At 34.8% G+C, this 16,053-nt stretch carries 13 protein-coding genes; 8 read left to right on the top strand and 5 right to left on the bottom strand.

From position 1 onward, the window contains the following. Window positions 1-8: 8 nt before the first annotated feature. The 6 genes from ACQQ6V_RS09695 (at window position 9) to ACQQ6V_RS09720 (ending at window position 5,094) form a co-directional block, all read left to right on the top strand. Window positions 9-1,436 carry a SusD/RagB family nutrient-binding outer membrane lipoprotein gene (locus ACQQ6V_RS09695; RefSeq protein WP_448845316.1) on the top strand — a complete coding sequence of 476 codons (1,428 nt, stop codon included), beginning with the start codon at window positions 9-11 and terminating at the stop codon, window positions 1,434-1,436. A gap of 158 nt (window positions 1,437-1,594) precedes the next feature. Continuing rightward, window positions 1,595-2,113, top strand: coding sequence for a GFO_1088 family ECF-type sigma factor (locus ACQQ6V_RS09700; RefSeq protein ID WP_448845317.1), 519 nt, complete (start codon window positions 1,595-1,597; stop codon window positions 2,111-2,113). Further along, the gene (locus tag ACQQ6V_RS09705) at window positions 2,079-2,831 is read left to right on the top strand and encodes a hypothetical protein (RefSeq protein ID WP_448845318.1); all 753 of its coding nucleotides are present in this window, start codon (window positions 2,079-2,081) and stop codon (window positions 2,829-2,831) included. Before ACQQ6V_RS09700 ends, ACQQ6V_RS09705 begins: the two co-directional genes overlap by 35 nt. A 7-nt stretch (window positions 2,832-2,838) precedes the next feature. Continuing rightward, the gene (locus tag ACQQ6V_RS09710; protein WP_448845319.1) at window positions 2,839-4,107 is read left to right on the top strand and encodes a DUF4252 domain-containing protein; all 1,269 of its coding nucleotides are present in this window, start codon (window positions 2,839-2,841) and stop codon (window positions 4,105-4,107) included. Between the two features lie 10 nt (window positions 4,108-4,117). Then, window positions 4,118-4,639 carry a DUF4252 domain-containing protein gene (locus ACQQ6V_RS09715; protein WP_448845320.1) on the top strand — a complete coding sequence of 174 codons (522 nt, stop codon included), beginning with the start codon at window positions 4,118-4,120 and terminating at the stop codon, window positions 4,637-4,639. 11 nt (window positions 4,640-4,650) lie between these two features. After that, entirely contained in the window at window positions 4,651-5,094 is a 444-nt protein-coding gene (locus ACQQ6V_RS09720) for a WG repeat-containing protein (protein WP_448845321.1), read from the top strand. A gap of 141 nt (window positions 5,095-5,235) precedes the next feature. Here the strand turns inward: ACQQ6V_RS09720 and ACQQ6V_RS09725 are convergent, their stop codons facing one another. The 3 genes from ACQQ6V_RS09725 to ACQQ6V_RS09735 form a co-directional block, all read right to left on the bottom strand. Continuing rightward, complete coding sequence (locus ACQQ6V_RS09725) at window positions 5,236-6,270, bottom strand: DUF4407 domain-containing protein (protein WP_448845322.1); 1,035 nt, start codon at window positions 6,268-6,270, stop codon at window positions 5,236-5,238. Window positions 6,271-6,464: 194 nt separating this feature from the next. Further along, complete coding sequence (locus ACQQ6V_RS09730; protein WP_448845323.1) at window positions 6,465-7,397, bottom strand: YihY/virulence factor BrkB family protein; 933 nt, start codon at window positions 7,395-7,397, stop codon at window positions 6,465-6,467. Further along, complete coding sequence (locus ACQQ6V_RS09735) at window positions 7,397-7,909, bottom strand: gamma carbonic anhydrase family protein (RefSeq protein WP_448845324.1); 513 nt, start codon at window positions 7,907-7,909, stop codon at window positions 7,397-7,399. Before ACQQ6V_RS09735 ends, ACQQ6V_RS09730 begins: the two co-directional genes overlap by 1 nt. 329 nt (window positions 7,910-8,238) lie before the next feature. On the opposite strand from ACQQ6V_RS09735, the gene ACQQ6V_RS09740 reads away from it, so the two are divergent. Next, window positions 8,239-9,117, top strand: coding sequence for a NifU family protein (locus ACQQ6V_RS09740; RefSeq protein ID WP_448845325.1), 879 nt, complete (start codon window positions 8,239-8,241; stop codon window positions 9,115-9,117). Between the two features lie 23 nt (window positions 9,118-9,140). Then, a complete protein-coding gene (gene hemH, locus ACQQ6V_RS09745) occupies window positions 9,141-10,184 on the top strand; it encodes a ferrochelatase (RefSeq protein WP_448846196.1) in 1,044 nt (347 codons plus the stop codon). Window positions 10,185-10,248: 64 nt separating this feature from the next. Here hemH and ACQQ6V_RS09750 read toward each other — a convergent pair whose 3' ends face one another. Together ACQQ6V_RS09750 and ACQQ6V_RS09755 are read right to left on the bottom strand one after the other, a co-directional pair. Continuing rightward, window positions 10,249-13,176 carry a DUF2135 domain-containing protein gene (locus ACQQ6V_RS09750; protein ID WP_448845326.1) on the bottom strand — a complete coding sequence of 976 codons (2,928 nt, stop codon included), beginning with the start codon at window positions 13,174-13,176 and terminating at the stop codon, window positions 10,249-10,251. Window positions 13,177-13,256: 80 nt separating this feature from the next. Next, window positions 13,257-15,992, bottom strand: a complete 2,736-nt coding sequence (locus ACQQ6V_RS09755) for a M16 family metallopeptidase (RefSeq protein WP_448845327.1) — start codon at window positions 15,990-15,992, stop codon at window positions 13,257-13,259. Window positions 15,993-16,053 lie beyond the last annotated feature (61 nt).

Below are 16,053 nucleotides of genomic sequence, written 5' to 3' on the forward strand. Positions count from 1 at the left end.
AATTTATAATGAAAAAAATATATAAGGCCTTTCTAGGTTTAGCAATAGCAGTGACTGCACTTTCTTCTTGCGAGAGGGATACAACACTTTTAAATAATGACGAAAAGCATCCATCTAACTTAACTTCTGGCGTATTGTTGTCAATGGGGCAATATCAAGAATTTTATTATATAGATAATCCAAGTGTTAACTTTAATAATTATAGATTCTTTACACAACAATGGTCTGAGACAACTTACGTTGATGAGATGAATTATAACCTCATCACTCGATCACAGCCAAGAGGTCATTTCCAAAGAATGTATGTATATAGCCTCAATAATTTCAGTAAAGCACAAGATGCATTAGCAAAGGAAACCAATGATCCTGCTGTTGCAGACAATAAATGGGCGACCAATGAAATTTCTCAAATTTTTGTTTGGGAAAACGTAGTAGATACATGGGGAGATGTTCCTTATTCTGAAGCATTAAAGGCTTATGACAATGGTTTCGCACCTAAATATGATGATGCGAGAACCATTTATAATGATCTTATTAAACGAATTGATTTCGCAATTACAAAGATTAAAACATCTTCAAAAGGCTATGAGACCAACGATATTGCTTACAAAGGCGATATGAATAAATGGAAAAAACTGGCCAATTCTATTAAATTAAGACTAGCACTTAATTTATCTGATGTAGATCCTGCAAAAGCGAAACAATTAGCAGAGGAAGCAATTGCCTCAGGCGTAATGACTACAACATCAGACTCTTATACTTTTGTGTATGACGGAGTGACATTTACCAACCCATTGTTTGACAACTTAGTAGCATCTAACAGAGATGATTTTGTTCCATCAAATGTTTTAGTTAACATGATGAACACCAAAGCAGATCCTCGTAGAGATGCTTGGTTCACAAAGGTTAATGGACAATATGTAGGAGGTATCTACGGTTCTCTTAATACCTATGCTAACTATTCTCACGTTGCTGATAGCTTTAAAAAAACGACAACACCATCTAACTTATTGAGCTATTCAGAAGTTTTATTCATGAAAGCAGAAGCTGCTGCAAGAGGATTTAACATGGGTAATACAGCCGAAACTTTGTATGGTACTGCTATAACGGAGTCTATGTCAGAATATGGATTACCAACAGAAGCTGCTACAAAATACCTTATTGCTAACCCTTACAACGCTGCTAACTGGAAAAAATCTATAGGAGAAGAAGCTTGGGTAGCCATGTATAATAGAGCATTTGCAGCGTGGAATTTTGTAAGAAGATTGGACACACCTTCTTTGGTTAATCCACCTAACTCAAATGTTGCAGGAGTCCCTGTAAGAATGATATACTCTGACCAAGAATATACACTTAATAAAAAAAATGTTAATGCTGCCGCTGCAAAAATTGGTGGTGATGCAGTAACGACAAAGCTTTTCTGGGATAAAAATTAATTTCACTTTCATATCAATTAAAAATGAGCAATAGACTTTTCTATTGCTCATTTTTTTATCCTGAATATCAATACTTTAGTTTTTAATCTAATCTTTTTTATTTTTAAATGTAATACTTTTGCAATTCTAAATGTCTTTATTATAACAACGCTGATTATATGACTAAAGAACAGTTTCAAGAATCGATATATACACTCAAGGATGAGATGTATCGCTTTGCGAAACGTTTTGTAACCAGCGGTGATGAAGCCGAAGATGTAACAATGGATTTAATGATGAAATTTTGGCAAAAAAAAGAAGAATTAATTTCTATAGATAATCTAAAATCGTACGTATTAAGATGTGTGAAAAATGAGTGCCTCAACCGGCTGAAGCACCATGATGTCAAACAGAATTTTGCACAATTAGAATACGGACGATCAGACCTTTATCAGATAGAAACCAATAATCTAAAAGAGCATATCTTGAAATTTATCAATGATCTGCCCGAAAAACAAAAGATGGTGATCCACCTTAAAGATGTAGAAGAACATGACATTTCTGAGATAGCCGGGATTCTCGAGATGGAAGAAAATGCAGTTAGAATAAACCTGATGCGGGCCCGTCAGAAGGTGAGAGAAGCCATTAACAAACTTTACGCGTATGAAAATCGACAGATACAAGGACTTGGAGTATAACTTTTTTGAAGGTGAAGCGCTATCACCAGAAGAAGAGCAACTCTTAAAAGAACAAAGCGACAATCCTTATTTTTCTTTTCTTAAAGATGAGAAAGAAGGAAGATTAGAGATGAGTTTCGATGATTTTTTATCGAAAGCAGAAGGCATAAGCCCTGACCAAAACAATGCGACACCTGTTATTCCTATAACTAAGGCTAGACCTAGTTTCGGACATGGTCTTAAGAATTATTGGATGGCAGCAAGTCTTGTCATGTTTATGGGAGTTCTGGGAGGTTATCTCTTTATTAATGAAGAATCTGGAGAGGTTACAAAACCTCTAAAAACAGTTGTAAAACAAGATACTGAGCCAGAAGCTATCATTCATACAGAAACAACACAACAACACAACGTAGTAGAAAATCCTACTCAAGAACAACAGATTTCTAATCCTAATAAGAAATCACCAGAAAAGATCATTATGGAGAAAACTGCAACGACGCCGGCGTCCAAGCAGAAAGTAACCAACCCGGCAACGAATAAAACAAAATATACAAGCAAATCACAAACAACTGATTATGCCTACAACCCTAATTATGTGATTATTAACGGAAAACCAGTCTATAACGAGCAAGAAGCAATCTCATTAACAGAAGATGCAGTCAATTATCTTGCAAGTAACGTAAGCAAAACCGTAGATCACGCCCAAAGTGTAAAAAATTTATCACTTGATTTTAAATAAATAAATCATGAAAAAGTTATCAATATTATTCGTCCTTTTTTTCTTATCCACCAACATTTTTGGTCAATCTGAAAAACTAAATCAACTTTTTGACCAATATCAAGATGTAGAAGGTGTCACGTCTATCAAAATAGCAAAACCAATGTTTCGTCTTCTTGGTAGTTTAAAAATAAATGATGAAGATCTTAACCGCATCCAACCGCTTTTAGGAAAAGTAAATGGTCTAAAAATGTTAGTCCTAGAGAAGCCTCGCAGCTCAATGAATCCTGACAAAGCAGATCAAAAAATATTAGATCAGACAACACGTATTCAAAATGAGATTAATACATCTCTCAAAGCTTTGAAATACGAAGAGCTTATCACAGTTAATAGCAAGGATAATAAAATCAAATTTATTTCCCAGGAAGCCAGCAACGGTGTGCTTGATAATTTAATCTTAAATATTGTCTCCGAAGATGCCAGTGTTCTCATGATGTTAGACGGAAAAATCTCTATGGACGACGTTTCTAAAATGATTGAGGAAACTAAGAATGTTACTGCGCTTAGCCCAATATCAAGCATCAATTCTACTAATACTAATGTCAGTAGCGTAAGAAAGTTAAGTAATTTTGATGGTATCGAGCTATCTTCGGGTGTATTGGTAAAGTACACACAAGCTAACGACTACTCTGTTGTTGTTAATGTAGATCCTGAAAAACAACAACATATTATTACCGAAGTAGAAAACGGTATTTTAAAAATATTTATCAGAAATAACGGAGTCAGAAATCTTAATATTAGAAATCTTTCTGTAACAGTTTCTTCACCAAAAATGAATAAAATTGTAACCAAATCAGGCGCTATTTTCGAAGCTACTAACACTATTACAGATCGTGCTTTAGCCATAGAGACCTCATCTGGATCAAGAGTAGAGGGTGATTTCAAAATATCATCTGCCTCTGCTCTTCAATTAAGCTCTGGATCTACAGTAAAAATGAACTTACAAACAAGTAACTTAGCATTAGACATTTCTAGTGGATCTTTTATAAAATTAACCGGCAATGCAGATACAGTTGCCTACAGCGTATCTAGTGGCGCATCATGTGATGCTGTTAACTTCTCAACCAAGAGAGCTACAGTAAGTGCCTCTTCTGGAAGTAATGTAAAATTGGCAGTGAGTGACGCATTAACGGCTTCGGCGTCATCAGCGTCATCTATTCAATATAAAGGTAATCCTACGAGTATTGTGACAGACGCTAAAAAAATAACAGGAGCAAGCATTACTCAAATTAATTAATATCAAAGCCATGAAAAAAGTTTTACATCTAGGTATTGTCGCAATATTACTAGCAAGTCTGAGCTCTTGTGTCGTTTCTAGTAAACCTTCTATTGATTTTTTCAACACAAGCTACTATAGAGAACAAGCCAACTTCACGAGCATTAATGTCCCAACTTTTCTGGCAAAAAATTATCTTAAAACCCAATTAAGAAATGACGGAGAAAGTCAGGAAGTTATCGATCTAGTAAAGAAAGTATCTAAAGTAAAGTTAATGATGTCCGATCATATTAATGCAAATATCATTACAGATTTCAACCAACATCTTAAAGATCAAAAATTTGAAGAATGGGCATCGATCAAAAATGATGGTAATATCATAAAAATTAATGCTTTACAAAATGATGACATGATAAAAAACCTAATGATAACCATCAACTCTAAAGACAACAATGCTGTTTTTGTAGATGTTAGGGGTAAATTTACAGCGGATGATATTTCAAAATTAATTAACGCCACAGAAAAATCTAACATTAAAGTCAAATTTAATTAAATCTAAAAACTATGAAAACTAAATTAATAATTTGCGCTTTTGTCTGGATTAGTAGTCTTGCATTGGCACAATCAGAATATGCTAAAGTCTATGCCTATGATGATTACAATAAAGGTTGGGCAATGGTAAAAACCAATGCGGGGACTTTCGGTTTTATCAACAAGGACAAAAAAATTGTGGTGCAACCAATCTATTCTAAAATCGAAAAAAATGGTGATTTTATATTAGTGAAAAATGTGTCCGATGCTTACGGATTATTGGATAAATCTGGTAAAGAAGTTACTCCCGTCATTTATGAAAAAATATGGCCTTTTGGGGAGCAACATAAAGATTGGGCAATGGTCAAAAATAGATCTGGCCAGTACGGTTATATTACAAAAAATGGGAAAGAAATTGTCCCTGCAAAATTCACTTTAGAAGAACTAAAAACTAATTATAAATTCATCAAAAAATAAATACTTTTATCACTATTTAATTTTTCAAAAAACGAAAAAGTGCCCGAAATATCAGGCACTTTTTTATTGATGTTTATCGTATCAAAACTATTTTCTCATCTCAGACTAATCCAATGAGATTTCTTCTAAAGATTAATAATATTACGTTTTTCGGTTCAGGTCATCTTTAAAAGTTTCAATCCTATGATCAGTAGCAAAGTTTGCTTTTTCAATTTTTTCTTTAGCATAAAGCCTGAATTCATTTTCGGTTTTTTCTAAAAGATAATCATAAGGCCCAACAGATGATATCAACTTGATTAACACAGGAGAAATCTCAAGACAAATAAACAATCCCATGATAAAAGATGCCGCCAAAGCTATAATGGCAGAGTTTTGTCCCAACTCATCCAATGCCTGTAATCGCGCTGCAAAACCATTGAATTTATCCTCGAAAACGTCCGTATTTTTTCTTTCACTTTCTAAGCTGGTATAGACTTTAGAAATTTCTTTATCCAAATAATCTTGTCGAGAAGCCACTTGTTTTTGATAATTTTCAAGGTCTTGCTTGCGTTGTTTTTTAAGCTCAGCTTTTCGTTTTGCGTTAGAACCATAACCTTCTTTACCACTTGTAAGTCCTGTTTTAGTTCCTAAAATTTCTTTTTCTAATTCTACCGCTGCAGAATCATAGGCTTTTTGATATTCTAAAGTTTTACTCGCAATCTGTTTTTTCTCTGTATCAAAAGGACCAGATTGTTGTAGAATCCTGGCATTCATTTCGGTTTGAAGTTGCTTTTTATTCCGCTGGATAATCGTATTAAGTTGTTTGTTAACTTCTTTCTCAAAGATTTTTAATTCTAAAGGTTTTGCAATAATAATTCCTAAGAACGTCGCGAGCGCTAACCTTGGCAAAGTCATTAACAATTGATGCCACCAACTTCCTGTTTTCTTAATGGACGAAACAATATATCTATCAAGATTAAAAATCATTAATCCCCACAATATTCCGAAACCGACTGACGTCCATACATTATCGAAAACTGTGTAAATTGCATAACCTGCCGACAATGTTGCAAAGATTGCCGTAAAGAGGACAATCCCTCCTATTCCGGAAAATTTATTCCATTCTGAAGGGGATTTTTTGAGTAAATGAATATTTCCTCCAGAGCATAATATTAAAAAATGTTGTAACCAATTCATGTTATATGAGGTTTTTATATTTCAATTTGTCCTACTAATCATTATTTTGTTACAAATGGTAGTAGGTAAAACCTAATAACTAAAAATATGCCAAATTTTATTGATCTCAAATAATTAACATAGCGATCTCAGCATAAAAATCCTGAAGCTTAATTTGAAACAAATTTCATTTTTTATCTAAATAACACTAAAAGTTAAGATGGATACTGAGTAGACTTTTCGGATTGTTGATCTTTCAATATTTTCGCCGCAGTCCATTTGGCAAACTTCGATGGTTTTATTTTATAGCCGTATTTGTAGGCATAGACTTTGGTAAATTCGGCCCCGAAAAATATCAATTGGCAACTATAATTAATCCACATCATCAACAGAATAATAGTCCCTGCCGCTCCAAAAACAGTCGTCGGTTTAGAATATTCAAAATAAAAACTCAACAACATTTTCCCGATATTAAATAACAAAGCCGTTACAATAGCGCCCATCCACAAAGATCTCCAAGAGATTTCTATATCTGGTAAAACCTTAAACATAAATGCGAATAACAAAGTGACCACCGCAAATCCTAATACAAAATTAGTCGCTTGCATAAGGACATAAGTTTTAAATCCAAAATAACTCGTGATAAGATTATTAGCTAATCCTAACATGGAGGACAGCACCATACTTACCAACAGGAGAAATGTAATAATGAGAATCATGCCTAAGGAATTGGCGCGATCGAGAAGAAATTTTTGCCAAGCTTTTTTGGGTGCAGATTCTATATCCCAAAGGTTATTGAGAGCACTTTGCATCTGAAAGAATAAGGTGGTTGCCCCGAAAATCAAAGTCCCTATTCCTAAAATTTTCATCCAGATATTTTGTTTATCTAGCACCGCACTTGTCAATATACTCTGGACAGTCTGAGCAACATCTTTGCCCATCAATCCCCGAAATTGGTTGGTAATCTCACCTTGGATGGCATCTTCTCCAAAGAAATTTCCCGCTACCCAAATCACGATAATCAATAATCCGGGCAGCGAAAAAATAGCATAGTAAGCAATACTAGCGCTGTCTTTACTAGCAGAAGAATTCATAAATTCATTAAAGGTATCCTTCAACAAACTCCAAATATTAGTAAGAAATTTCATTATTTATACCAGCTAGAATATTTTACATAATTATCTGCTATTCTTTTAATCTCACCCTCAATTAATTGTTGCGAAATATCTTTCACTTTTTTGGCGGGTACACCTGCCCAGATTTCGCCTTCTTGGATGTGTGTATTAGCCGTTACAACAGCACCTGCCGCTACAATAGAGTTACTCTCTACAATACAATCGTCCATCACAATGGCTCCCATCCCTATCAATACATTATCCTTTATGAGACAACCGTGCACTATGGCGTTATGACCGATAGAGACGTTATTTCCGATGATTGTTGGACTCTTTTGATACGTACAATGGATCATTGCGTTATCCTGAATATTAACCTTGTCACCCATTTTTATATAATGCACATCGCCTCTCAGCACAGCATTATACCAAATGCTACAATCGTTACCCATCGTTACATCACCGATAACCGTTGCTGTCTCAGCCAAAAATACGTTTTCACCCATTACTGGTGTTTTCCCTAAAAGTTCTTTTACTATTGCCATTGTTTTTGTTATTAGTAGCTTCATCACGCTTTCAGCTATATCTTTCCTTAGCTCGCTCGGACGGCTCCGCTACGCTCCGCCACCTCACTCGCCCAGTAAAGGATGCCGCTTCTATCGGGGCTAATTAAATTTAGTTTTTAAAATAAAATTTGTCTTTAATTAGGTATAATTCTAAGCTTTCAAAATCCAGACCATATCCAATGATCATGATAGAAAGAATCAAAAACCGTTAAGACGTTAATCATCACGTGTTATACACTATTTCTTGAAGAACAACATTTTTTTCTTCCACCAAATTACGATAATTTTGCATTAGAAAAAATCAGTCAATGAGACAAATTTTAATAGAGCCTACAGAAAACCCGAAAGTCCTTAAGTTTGTAGCAGATTACAACTTAATTCCGGGATCTTTAGAATTGGATAGAGAATCTGATATTTCAGAGATTCCTTTAGCTCAGGAATTATTTAACTATCCATTCGTTAGCAGAATATTTATCACAGCCAATTTTATCGCAGTGGCCAAAGAAGACACTGTAGAATGGGAACATATTTCGGAAAGTCTAAAAAATGTCATCGAAGACGAGTTACTCGCTAACCCGAGAATCTATCTTCAGAAAAAGAAAGAACTCTACCAAGTTTATTCTGAGATGACACCTAATCCTAATGTCATGAAGTTTGTGGCAAGCAAGATGTTATTAGACGGCTTTATCGAGTGCAAAAATGTTGAAGAGTCAGAAGGCGTTCCTTTGGCTAAAGCATTGTTTGACGAATTCGATTTTGTAACAGAAGTTTTTATCAGTGATAATTTTGTCGCTGTGACCAAAGATCATCAGTACGAGTGGCACCAGATCATGACGCAAGTACGATCCAAAGTTGCCGATTATCTGCAAGCGGGTAATCCTATTTCTAACGTAGAAGCACAGCAACACGAGAATCCTGTACAGAAAATCCTTAACAGAGATTATACAGATAATGAGCAGAAAATCAGCGACATCTTGATGGAATATGTGGCACCAGCTGTAGAAAATGATGGTGGCAAAATCTCCCTAATGGAATATGATGAAGACAGTAAAGTTGCCAAGATGCTTTTACAAGGTGCTTGTAGCGGTTGTCCTTCGTCAACAGCGACGCTTAAAAATGGTATCGAAAATATCTTAAAACAATTTGTACCAGAACTGGTAGAATCTGTAGAAGCCGTTAACGGATAATTTTTGTTTAATTAAAATCTAAAATCTTGCAAGAATCAAACTCAAAGAAAGGAATTTTATTAGTTAATCTAGGTTCTCCAAAATCTACATCAGTTAATGATGTTAGAGATTATTTGGATGAGTTTTTGATGGACGAGCGCGTTATAGATTACCGTTGGATAGGGCGCGCACTATTAGTACAAGGCATTATCTTAAAAACCAGACCCGCAAAATCGGCAGAAGCCTATAAAACAGTCTGGACTGATAAAGGTTCTCCGCTAATTGTCATCACGCAACAGATCCAAGAAAAGTTACAAAAAATAGTAGATGTCCCTGTAGAAATAGGCATGCGCTACTCAGAACCGAGCATAGAAACGGGCATCAAAAAACTGGTAGACCAAGGCATAACAGAAATTGTGTTGTTCCCGCTCTATCCACAATATGCAATGAGCACCACAGAAACGGTGATTGAGAAAGCAGAAGAAGTTAGAAAGAAGAAATTTCCGCAGGTAAGGATCAATTACATTCAGCCTTTTTACAACAGAGATATTTATATCGATTGTCTAGCAGAAAGTATAAAGGAAAAGCTTCCCGAGAACTTCGATGCGTTGCAGTTTTCTTACCACGGCGTTCCAGAAAGACATATTTATAAAACCGATCCTACCAACACATGTAATCTAAACGATTGCTGCTCACGAGAAAACAATCCGAGTCATCAGTTTTGTTATCGTCATCAATGTTTTGATGTTACCAATTCTGTTATTAAAAAACTAGGATTGCCTAAAGAAAAAGTAATGGTCACCTTCCAGTCGAGGTTGGGAAAAGATAAATGGATGGAACCTTATACCGACGAAACCCTTGAAAGCATTGGCAAAAAAGGCATAAAAAACTTAGCGATTGTCTGTCCGGCTTTTGTATCAGACTGCTTAGAAACCTTGGAAGAAATTTCTGTAGAAGGAAAAGAACAGTTCTTGCACGGAGGCGGAGAAAACTTCCATTACATTCCTTGTCTTAATGACGAAGACCGATGGATTGATGTTGTGAAAACTTTATGCGAGGAAAAACTGAATGAATTTTATTTTGTTTAAAAAAACTTCTTATTAATATATAACAAACGCCTCAGAAATTTCTTAGGCGTTTGTTATTATATATTTAGTAATCAAATTCGGCGATTAATACACCATTATTATCTCCGCCATTGTCTTTTTTAGCACTTTGGAAAACTACTATTTTCCGTTCTTGCTTACCAGAAGCATAGTTAAGAAATACTTCTGCCATCAAGGCTGTCGGTCCAGAAATTGAAACTTGATCATCACCGTAAAAGTTGGTTTCGATTTTATATTTTCCTTTAATAGCTTTTTTCAAGAGGAATTGTTCTGGCCCAAATCCTCCCGTAAAATCCTGACTGATCCTCCCGCCTATTTCTGTTTTTTCATGAGAATACATGCACTTTTCGTCATTAGGATCTGTCACCCAAAGATCAATATCCGTATTGTCTTTGTTCCAATTAAGAACCACTCTTATGTTAACAGGAAGCTCTGCCAGAAGTTTAGGGTTAATATCGGTTGGACTAGCTTTTCTGTAGTTAATTAACTGATTAAGCTCCATTAAAACAGTTTCTTCAATCATAAAATCTCTCGCCGCAATTTCTTCAGTGTAATCTCTTATAAAAATCTTATAAAGTTGAGTTAATGCTTCCTGATATTCGCCATTATCTTCTAAAGCCAAAGCATAATCTCTATAACTTTGTGGATCCATTGGTCGCCAATCCAGAATTTTCTTGGCTATAAAAACAGACTTATCATTAACGCCTTGTTTCTTTAATTGATATAGAACCAACTTATAAAGTTCTTCATTTTCTAAATCCAAATCTGTGATAGAGCTCAGCACTCTCAAGCCCAGTTCGTTCTCATTAAGATTGAATAACAGATTGGCAATATCAAAGTAATAACTTGGCGTGTCCTTATATTCTGGTCTTTGTTTAAGATATTTTCTATAGATAGAATCTGCAGATTTTAAGGCTTCAAAATGTGTCATATAAGCTTCTGTAGATTTTATGTCTAAAGTTCTAACATTGGCTTTGATCTCATCGATCACTGTATTTATTCTTATACCTGCAACGCTCCCAGCTAAAGCATTTTCTATAGTAACCACAGAAGAAGAGCTTCTATTAATAGTTGATTGTGTAGCATATCCTACGACAACAACTTCTTCTATTTGTTGATTGGCGTTGGTCGTATCACTTCTAGATCTTGGGTTGTTATTAGGTCTATCTGCTTGGGCTGCAACTTGGTCAACTTTTGGATATTTTTTAATATTAGAAAAATCTGTGTTCCACCACGTCTTAAGCTCTTCTGTCATATTCTCTGCACGGCTCATAATATTTTTTCGTGCAGAAGTTGCATTGTCTTGTCTGGATTTCATGGATTTATCATAATCTGCTCGTAGCTCGTCTGGTGGAATAATGTTGTGCTTAACATAATCATCTAGGTTTTCTAAAACAATTAAACTTGTGTTAGATGTCACAATCCCGAATTGTTTTCCAATAGCTTTTATTTCCTTTTGATATTCTTTAGGCTGAAGTTCTAGTTCTTCAATTTTATTCTGAGCCCAGACTTGCGCAATATTCCAGTTGTTAGACGTATTTTTTTCAAAATCAAGATTAACTTTTCTCTCTTCTGTAACTTGATTATCAAAACCAAACAATAAGGTGATTTCTGTAGATTTTGCACTAGATATTCCGGCTATATTAATGGCATTATCAATGGTTTTTCCTGTTTTCGGGTACACTTCAGTTATCGCAGAATTAGGCTTTATTCCTAGAAATTTCAAATTACTAAACAAGAGTTTTTTAATCTCAGATTTAAGATCATTAGATGCAATATTAATCACTTCACCACCCGTCTTAGAACTGATATATTGCAATTGACTAAAGTTGGACGTCACATTAGAAGTAATACAGAAAACTGGTTTTTTAAGATTAAGTTTCAAATCTCCGAAGCCAGAAATACCATCTGTGAAAAACAAATACTCATCAACATCCATGTTTTTCAATTGACTATAATCTGTCCCGCCATCGTAATTGATATTGGATAAATATTGTTTTAGCTCCGCAAAGTTAGAGTTAGAAATATTAAATTGTTTCTCATCACCCCATCGATTATTAAGCAGCACCACTCTAACTGTAACATTTTTATTTAACTTAAAATAATCTTCTAAAAGTTGTAATTCCTTTTTAAGATCTCTATTAATCATACTCAGAGAAGCATCCCAAATGAGTCCGATTGTTTTAGGAAGAACTCTAGCTTTAGTTTTCCCCACAATTGGATCATTCAACAAAAAATAATAGTTGCCAGAAGCAGCTTGACTAATTAACTTGGGTTGTAAGGATGGCTCTAGATATACTCTAAGGTTAGTTTTAGACTTAAAATCTTTTTGCGACATTTTCGCAGTCCAGACATTGCCTTGTTTTACAAAATTAAAATCACCGTCTGGTCTTTGTTCTAATTTTGGAATGTTAACCTCATCAAAAACCTGAACATTAAGATTAAATTCTGGGATTGTCAAATCTTTGTTAAACACGAAATTGTAATACAATTGGCCATTAGAGGTTTTCAAATTCTGATTATAAGAGATCTGCACAATTCTTTTTCCTTTGGCAGGAATTGGATAGATGCGTGTTCTGAAATTATTGCCTTCAACTTTCTCAATAATACCTGGATCAACCTTCTTGCGAACGATACTTTCGAAAACTTCTTTAGCTTTCTCCTTCTCTACAGGAACGGCAGTTCTCAGTTTCCCATTAATATCTAACGCATAGCCACTTATTGTCACGCCTTCCGGCAAAGGAAAAGTTAATCTCCCTTCCAGAATGTTATTGGACGAATTAAGAAACTCCATCGTAACAATGGTATTAGACAAGTTGCCAACAATCTTCGTCGTAACCTCTAATTTTTCTAACCTAACCGGATTATTTTTCTTGACATTCCCTTTTTCATTAAGAATTTCTAAATTCCCGACTTGCGCCATCGACAGAAAACTTAACATCAAAGCTATAAACGCGTAAATATTCTTTACCATACTAAATAAATTGTGCTCTTATAAAAATAGAAAAGTCTGAGCAATAATACCCAGACTTTTCATTAATAATTACTAATTAATTATTTTTTGTTAAAATCTCCTACAAAGATTGACGTTAATTGATTTTCTGAAATATACTTTCTTAACGCTGCATTAACTTGATCTAGCTTAAGCGCAGATACTTTTGCTTCTAAGCTATCGTAATCTTCTAAAGGAACATCGTACTGTAATTTGGCATTAACTAAACTCATTAATGTCCCATCATTACCTAATCCTGTCTTACGAGAGTTAAGCCAAGAGGTTAGATTAGATTTCATTTCTTCTGGTGTAAAACCATCTTTCACTGCTTTAGCAACTTCTTCTTTTACAGCCTTGTTAACGGCATCTTTTTTAGTTGGATTAAAAAATGCATAATATGCCCAAGATGCAACATTGTTATTAACTGGTACACTAATGTAAGATCCTGCACCATAACTGATACCTTCTTTCTCACGAAGACGCATTGGGATTCTTGCAGATAAGAAACCACCGCTTCCTAAGATCTCATTAGCCATAATTAATGCTGGATAATCTGGGCTGTTTCTGTCCATTGCAAAACTTACTTTACCAACAACCGCTGCATTTTCTTTATCCGGAGTGACAATATCTTTATCTAACTTTTTAGTTGAAAATAATTCTGGCTTAATGTATTCATATTTTGATTTAGAATTCCATTTCCCGAAAGTAGACTCTATAAGATCACCAGCCGCTTTAGGATCGACATCACCAATGATGCTACCAACGCCATTATTACTTCCTAAAATAGAATTATAAAATGCTACTAATTGATCTCTTTTAACATTTTTGTTGTTGTCAATTTGTTCTTTAATGGACGCTGTGTAATAGATACTTTCTTTAGGATAAGATTGCGTCTGTCTTTCTATTTCTGTGAAAGCCAAAGTCTGCGGATCATTTAACGAACTTTCTAGGTAAGTATTATATTCTGTAACAGTCTTAACCAATTCTGCTTCTGGGAAAGTAGATTCTGTCAAAATCTCTTTTAACAAGCCCATTACTTTGGTTAAATTTTCTTTGTAAGTATTGACGTTAACAAATAATGTCTGACCGCTAAAGCTGAAACCTAAACTGGACTTCCACTCATCCAATAAATCTTGAATTTGTTCTTTAGTATGCGTTTTTGTACCAGTTTTAAGAACCTGAGCCATTAATGACGCTACATCTGATTTTCCTTTAAGATCACTCTGATTACCAACAGGAAAACGGAAACTTGCTAGTACTTTGCCACCCTTAATTTCTTTTTTGATCACGCCATACTTCAGACCATTGCTTAGCTTAGATTCTGTAAGATTAGCCTTAAGATTTTTGATACTTGCTTCAAAAGGTGCAGCTTCTTTCTCTATTGCACGACCTTTATAATCTTTGGTTAGGCTTACAATCTGAGGATCTGTATATTCTACATTTTTGACTCTGACTTCGTCTTTAGTTGGGATAAAGACTCCAATCGTTCTGTTGTTGTTATTAAAATATTTGGTCGCAACACGTTGGATATCTTCTTTAGTTAACTTTTCGATATTATCGCGGTATAACATTTGAAGTTTATAATTACCAGCGCCAATAATTTCTGTTAAATTAATAGCATAGCCAATCGTGTTATTTTTAGTGTTTTCTAGTTGTTTTAATATTTTAGCTTTTGCTCTTTTTACATCATCATCCGTAAATTTAATAGAAGCAATCTTATCCAACTCTGTACGGAATTCTCCCTGTGTTGCTTTAACATCTTTATCTGCCGGAACGTCTAACCCAAAATACATATAACTTGCATCTCTCACCGTTGGTTGCCAAGCATAGACAGAAGCCGCTTTGTGTGTATCAACAAATGCTTTGTATAGATAACCTGACGGATCAGACGTTAAAATTTCAGATAGCGCATCCAACGCTGCATAATCCTTATCCGCATAAGGCGTAGTGTGGTATAATGCTCCAACAACTTTACTATCTCCGGTACGTTTTAGCTCTATAAAACGTTCTCCATCTTGAGCAGGTTCTACGGTATAAGTAGGATCAATAACTCTTGTCGGCTTAGGAATTGATGCAAAATATTGAGTAATATATTCTAAAGCTTTTTTCTCATCAAATTTTCCTGCTACAATTAATGTTGCATTATCTGGTTGATAGAATTTTTCATAAAACTTTCTTAGCGTAGGTGCTTTCACTCTTTCTATATCTTCCTTGCTTCCGATGGTAGAATTTCCGTAATTGTGCCACAGGTAAGCTGTAGAAACAATTCTCTCTTGCAATACTTCACCTGGATTGTTTTCTCCAATCTCGAATTCATTTCTTACCACAGAAAACTCTTTATCAAGATCAGATTGAAGAATGGTAGCATTAATCATACGATCTGCCTCCATATCCAACGCCCAACGAAGATTCTCATCATTACTTGGGAAGACTTCATAATAATTAGTCCTATCATACCAAGTTGTCCCGTTGGCCTGTCCACCTTTATCAGATAATTGCTTCTTGATATCGCCTAATTTTTTAGTACTTTTAAAAAGCATGTGCTCCAACAAGTGAGCCATTCCTTTTTCGCCATAGCCTTCGTGACGAGATCCTACATTATAAACGATGTTTACAACCATATTACTCTGAGAAGCATCCGGGATTAATAGGACTTTCATCCCATTTTTCAGGGTATATTCTTTAATACCTTCGGTATTACTAACAAAGATAGGAGCATCTGCTTTCTGAGCATAAATGGCAATTGGAGCCATTCCGAATGTCGCACTCATTGCAGAAATAAGTATTAATTTTTTCATAAATATCGATGATTTAATGTGAGGTATAAAATTAAACTATTATTTGACATCAAATTAAAAT

This window comes from Chryseobacterium electrogenes (assembly GCF_053553015.1).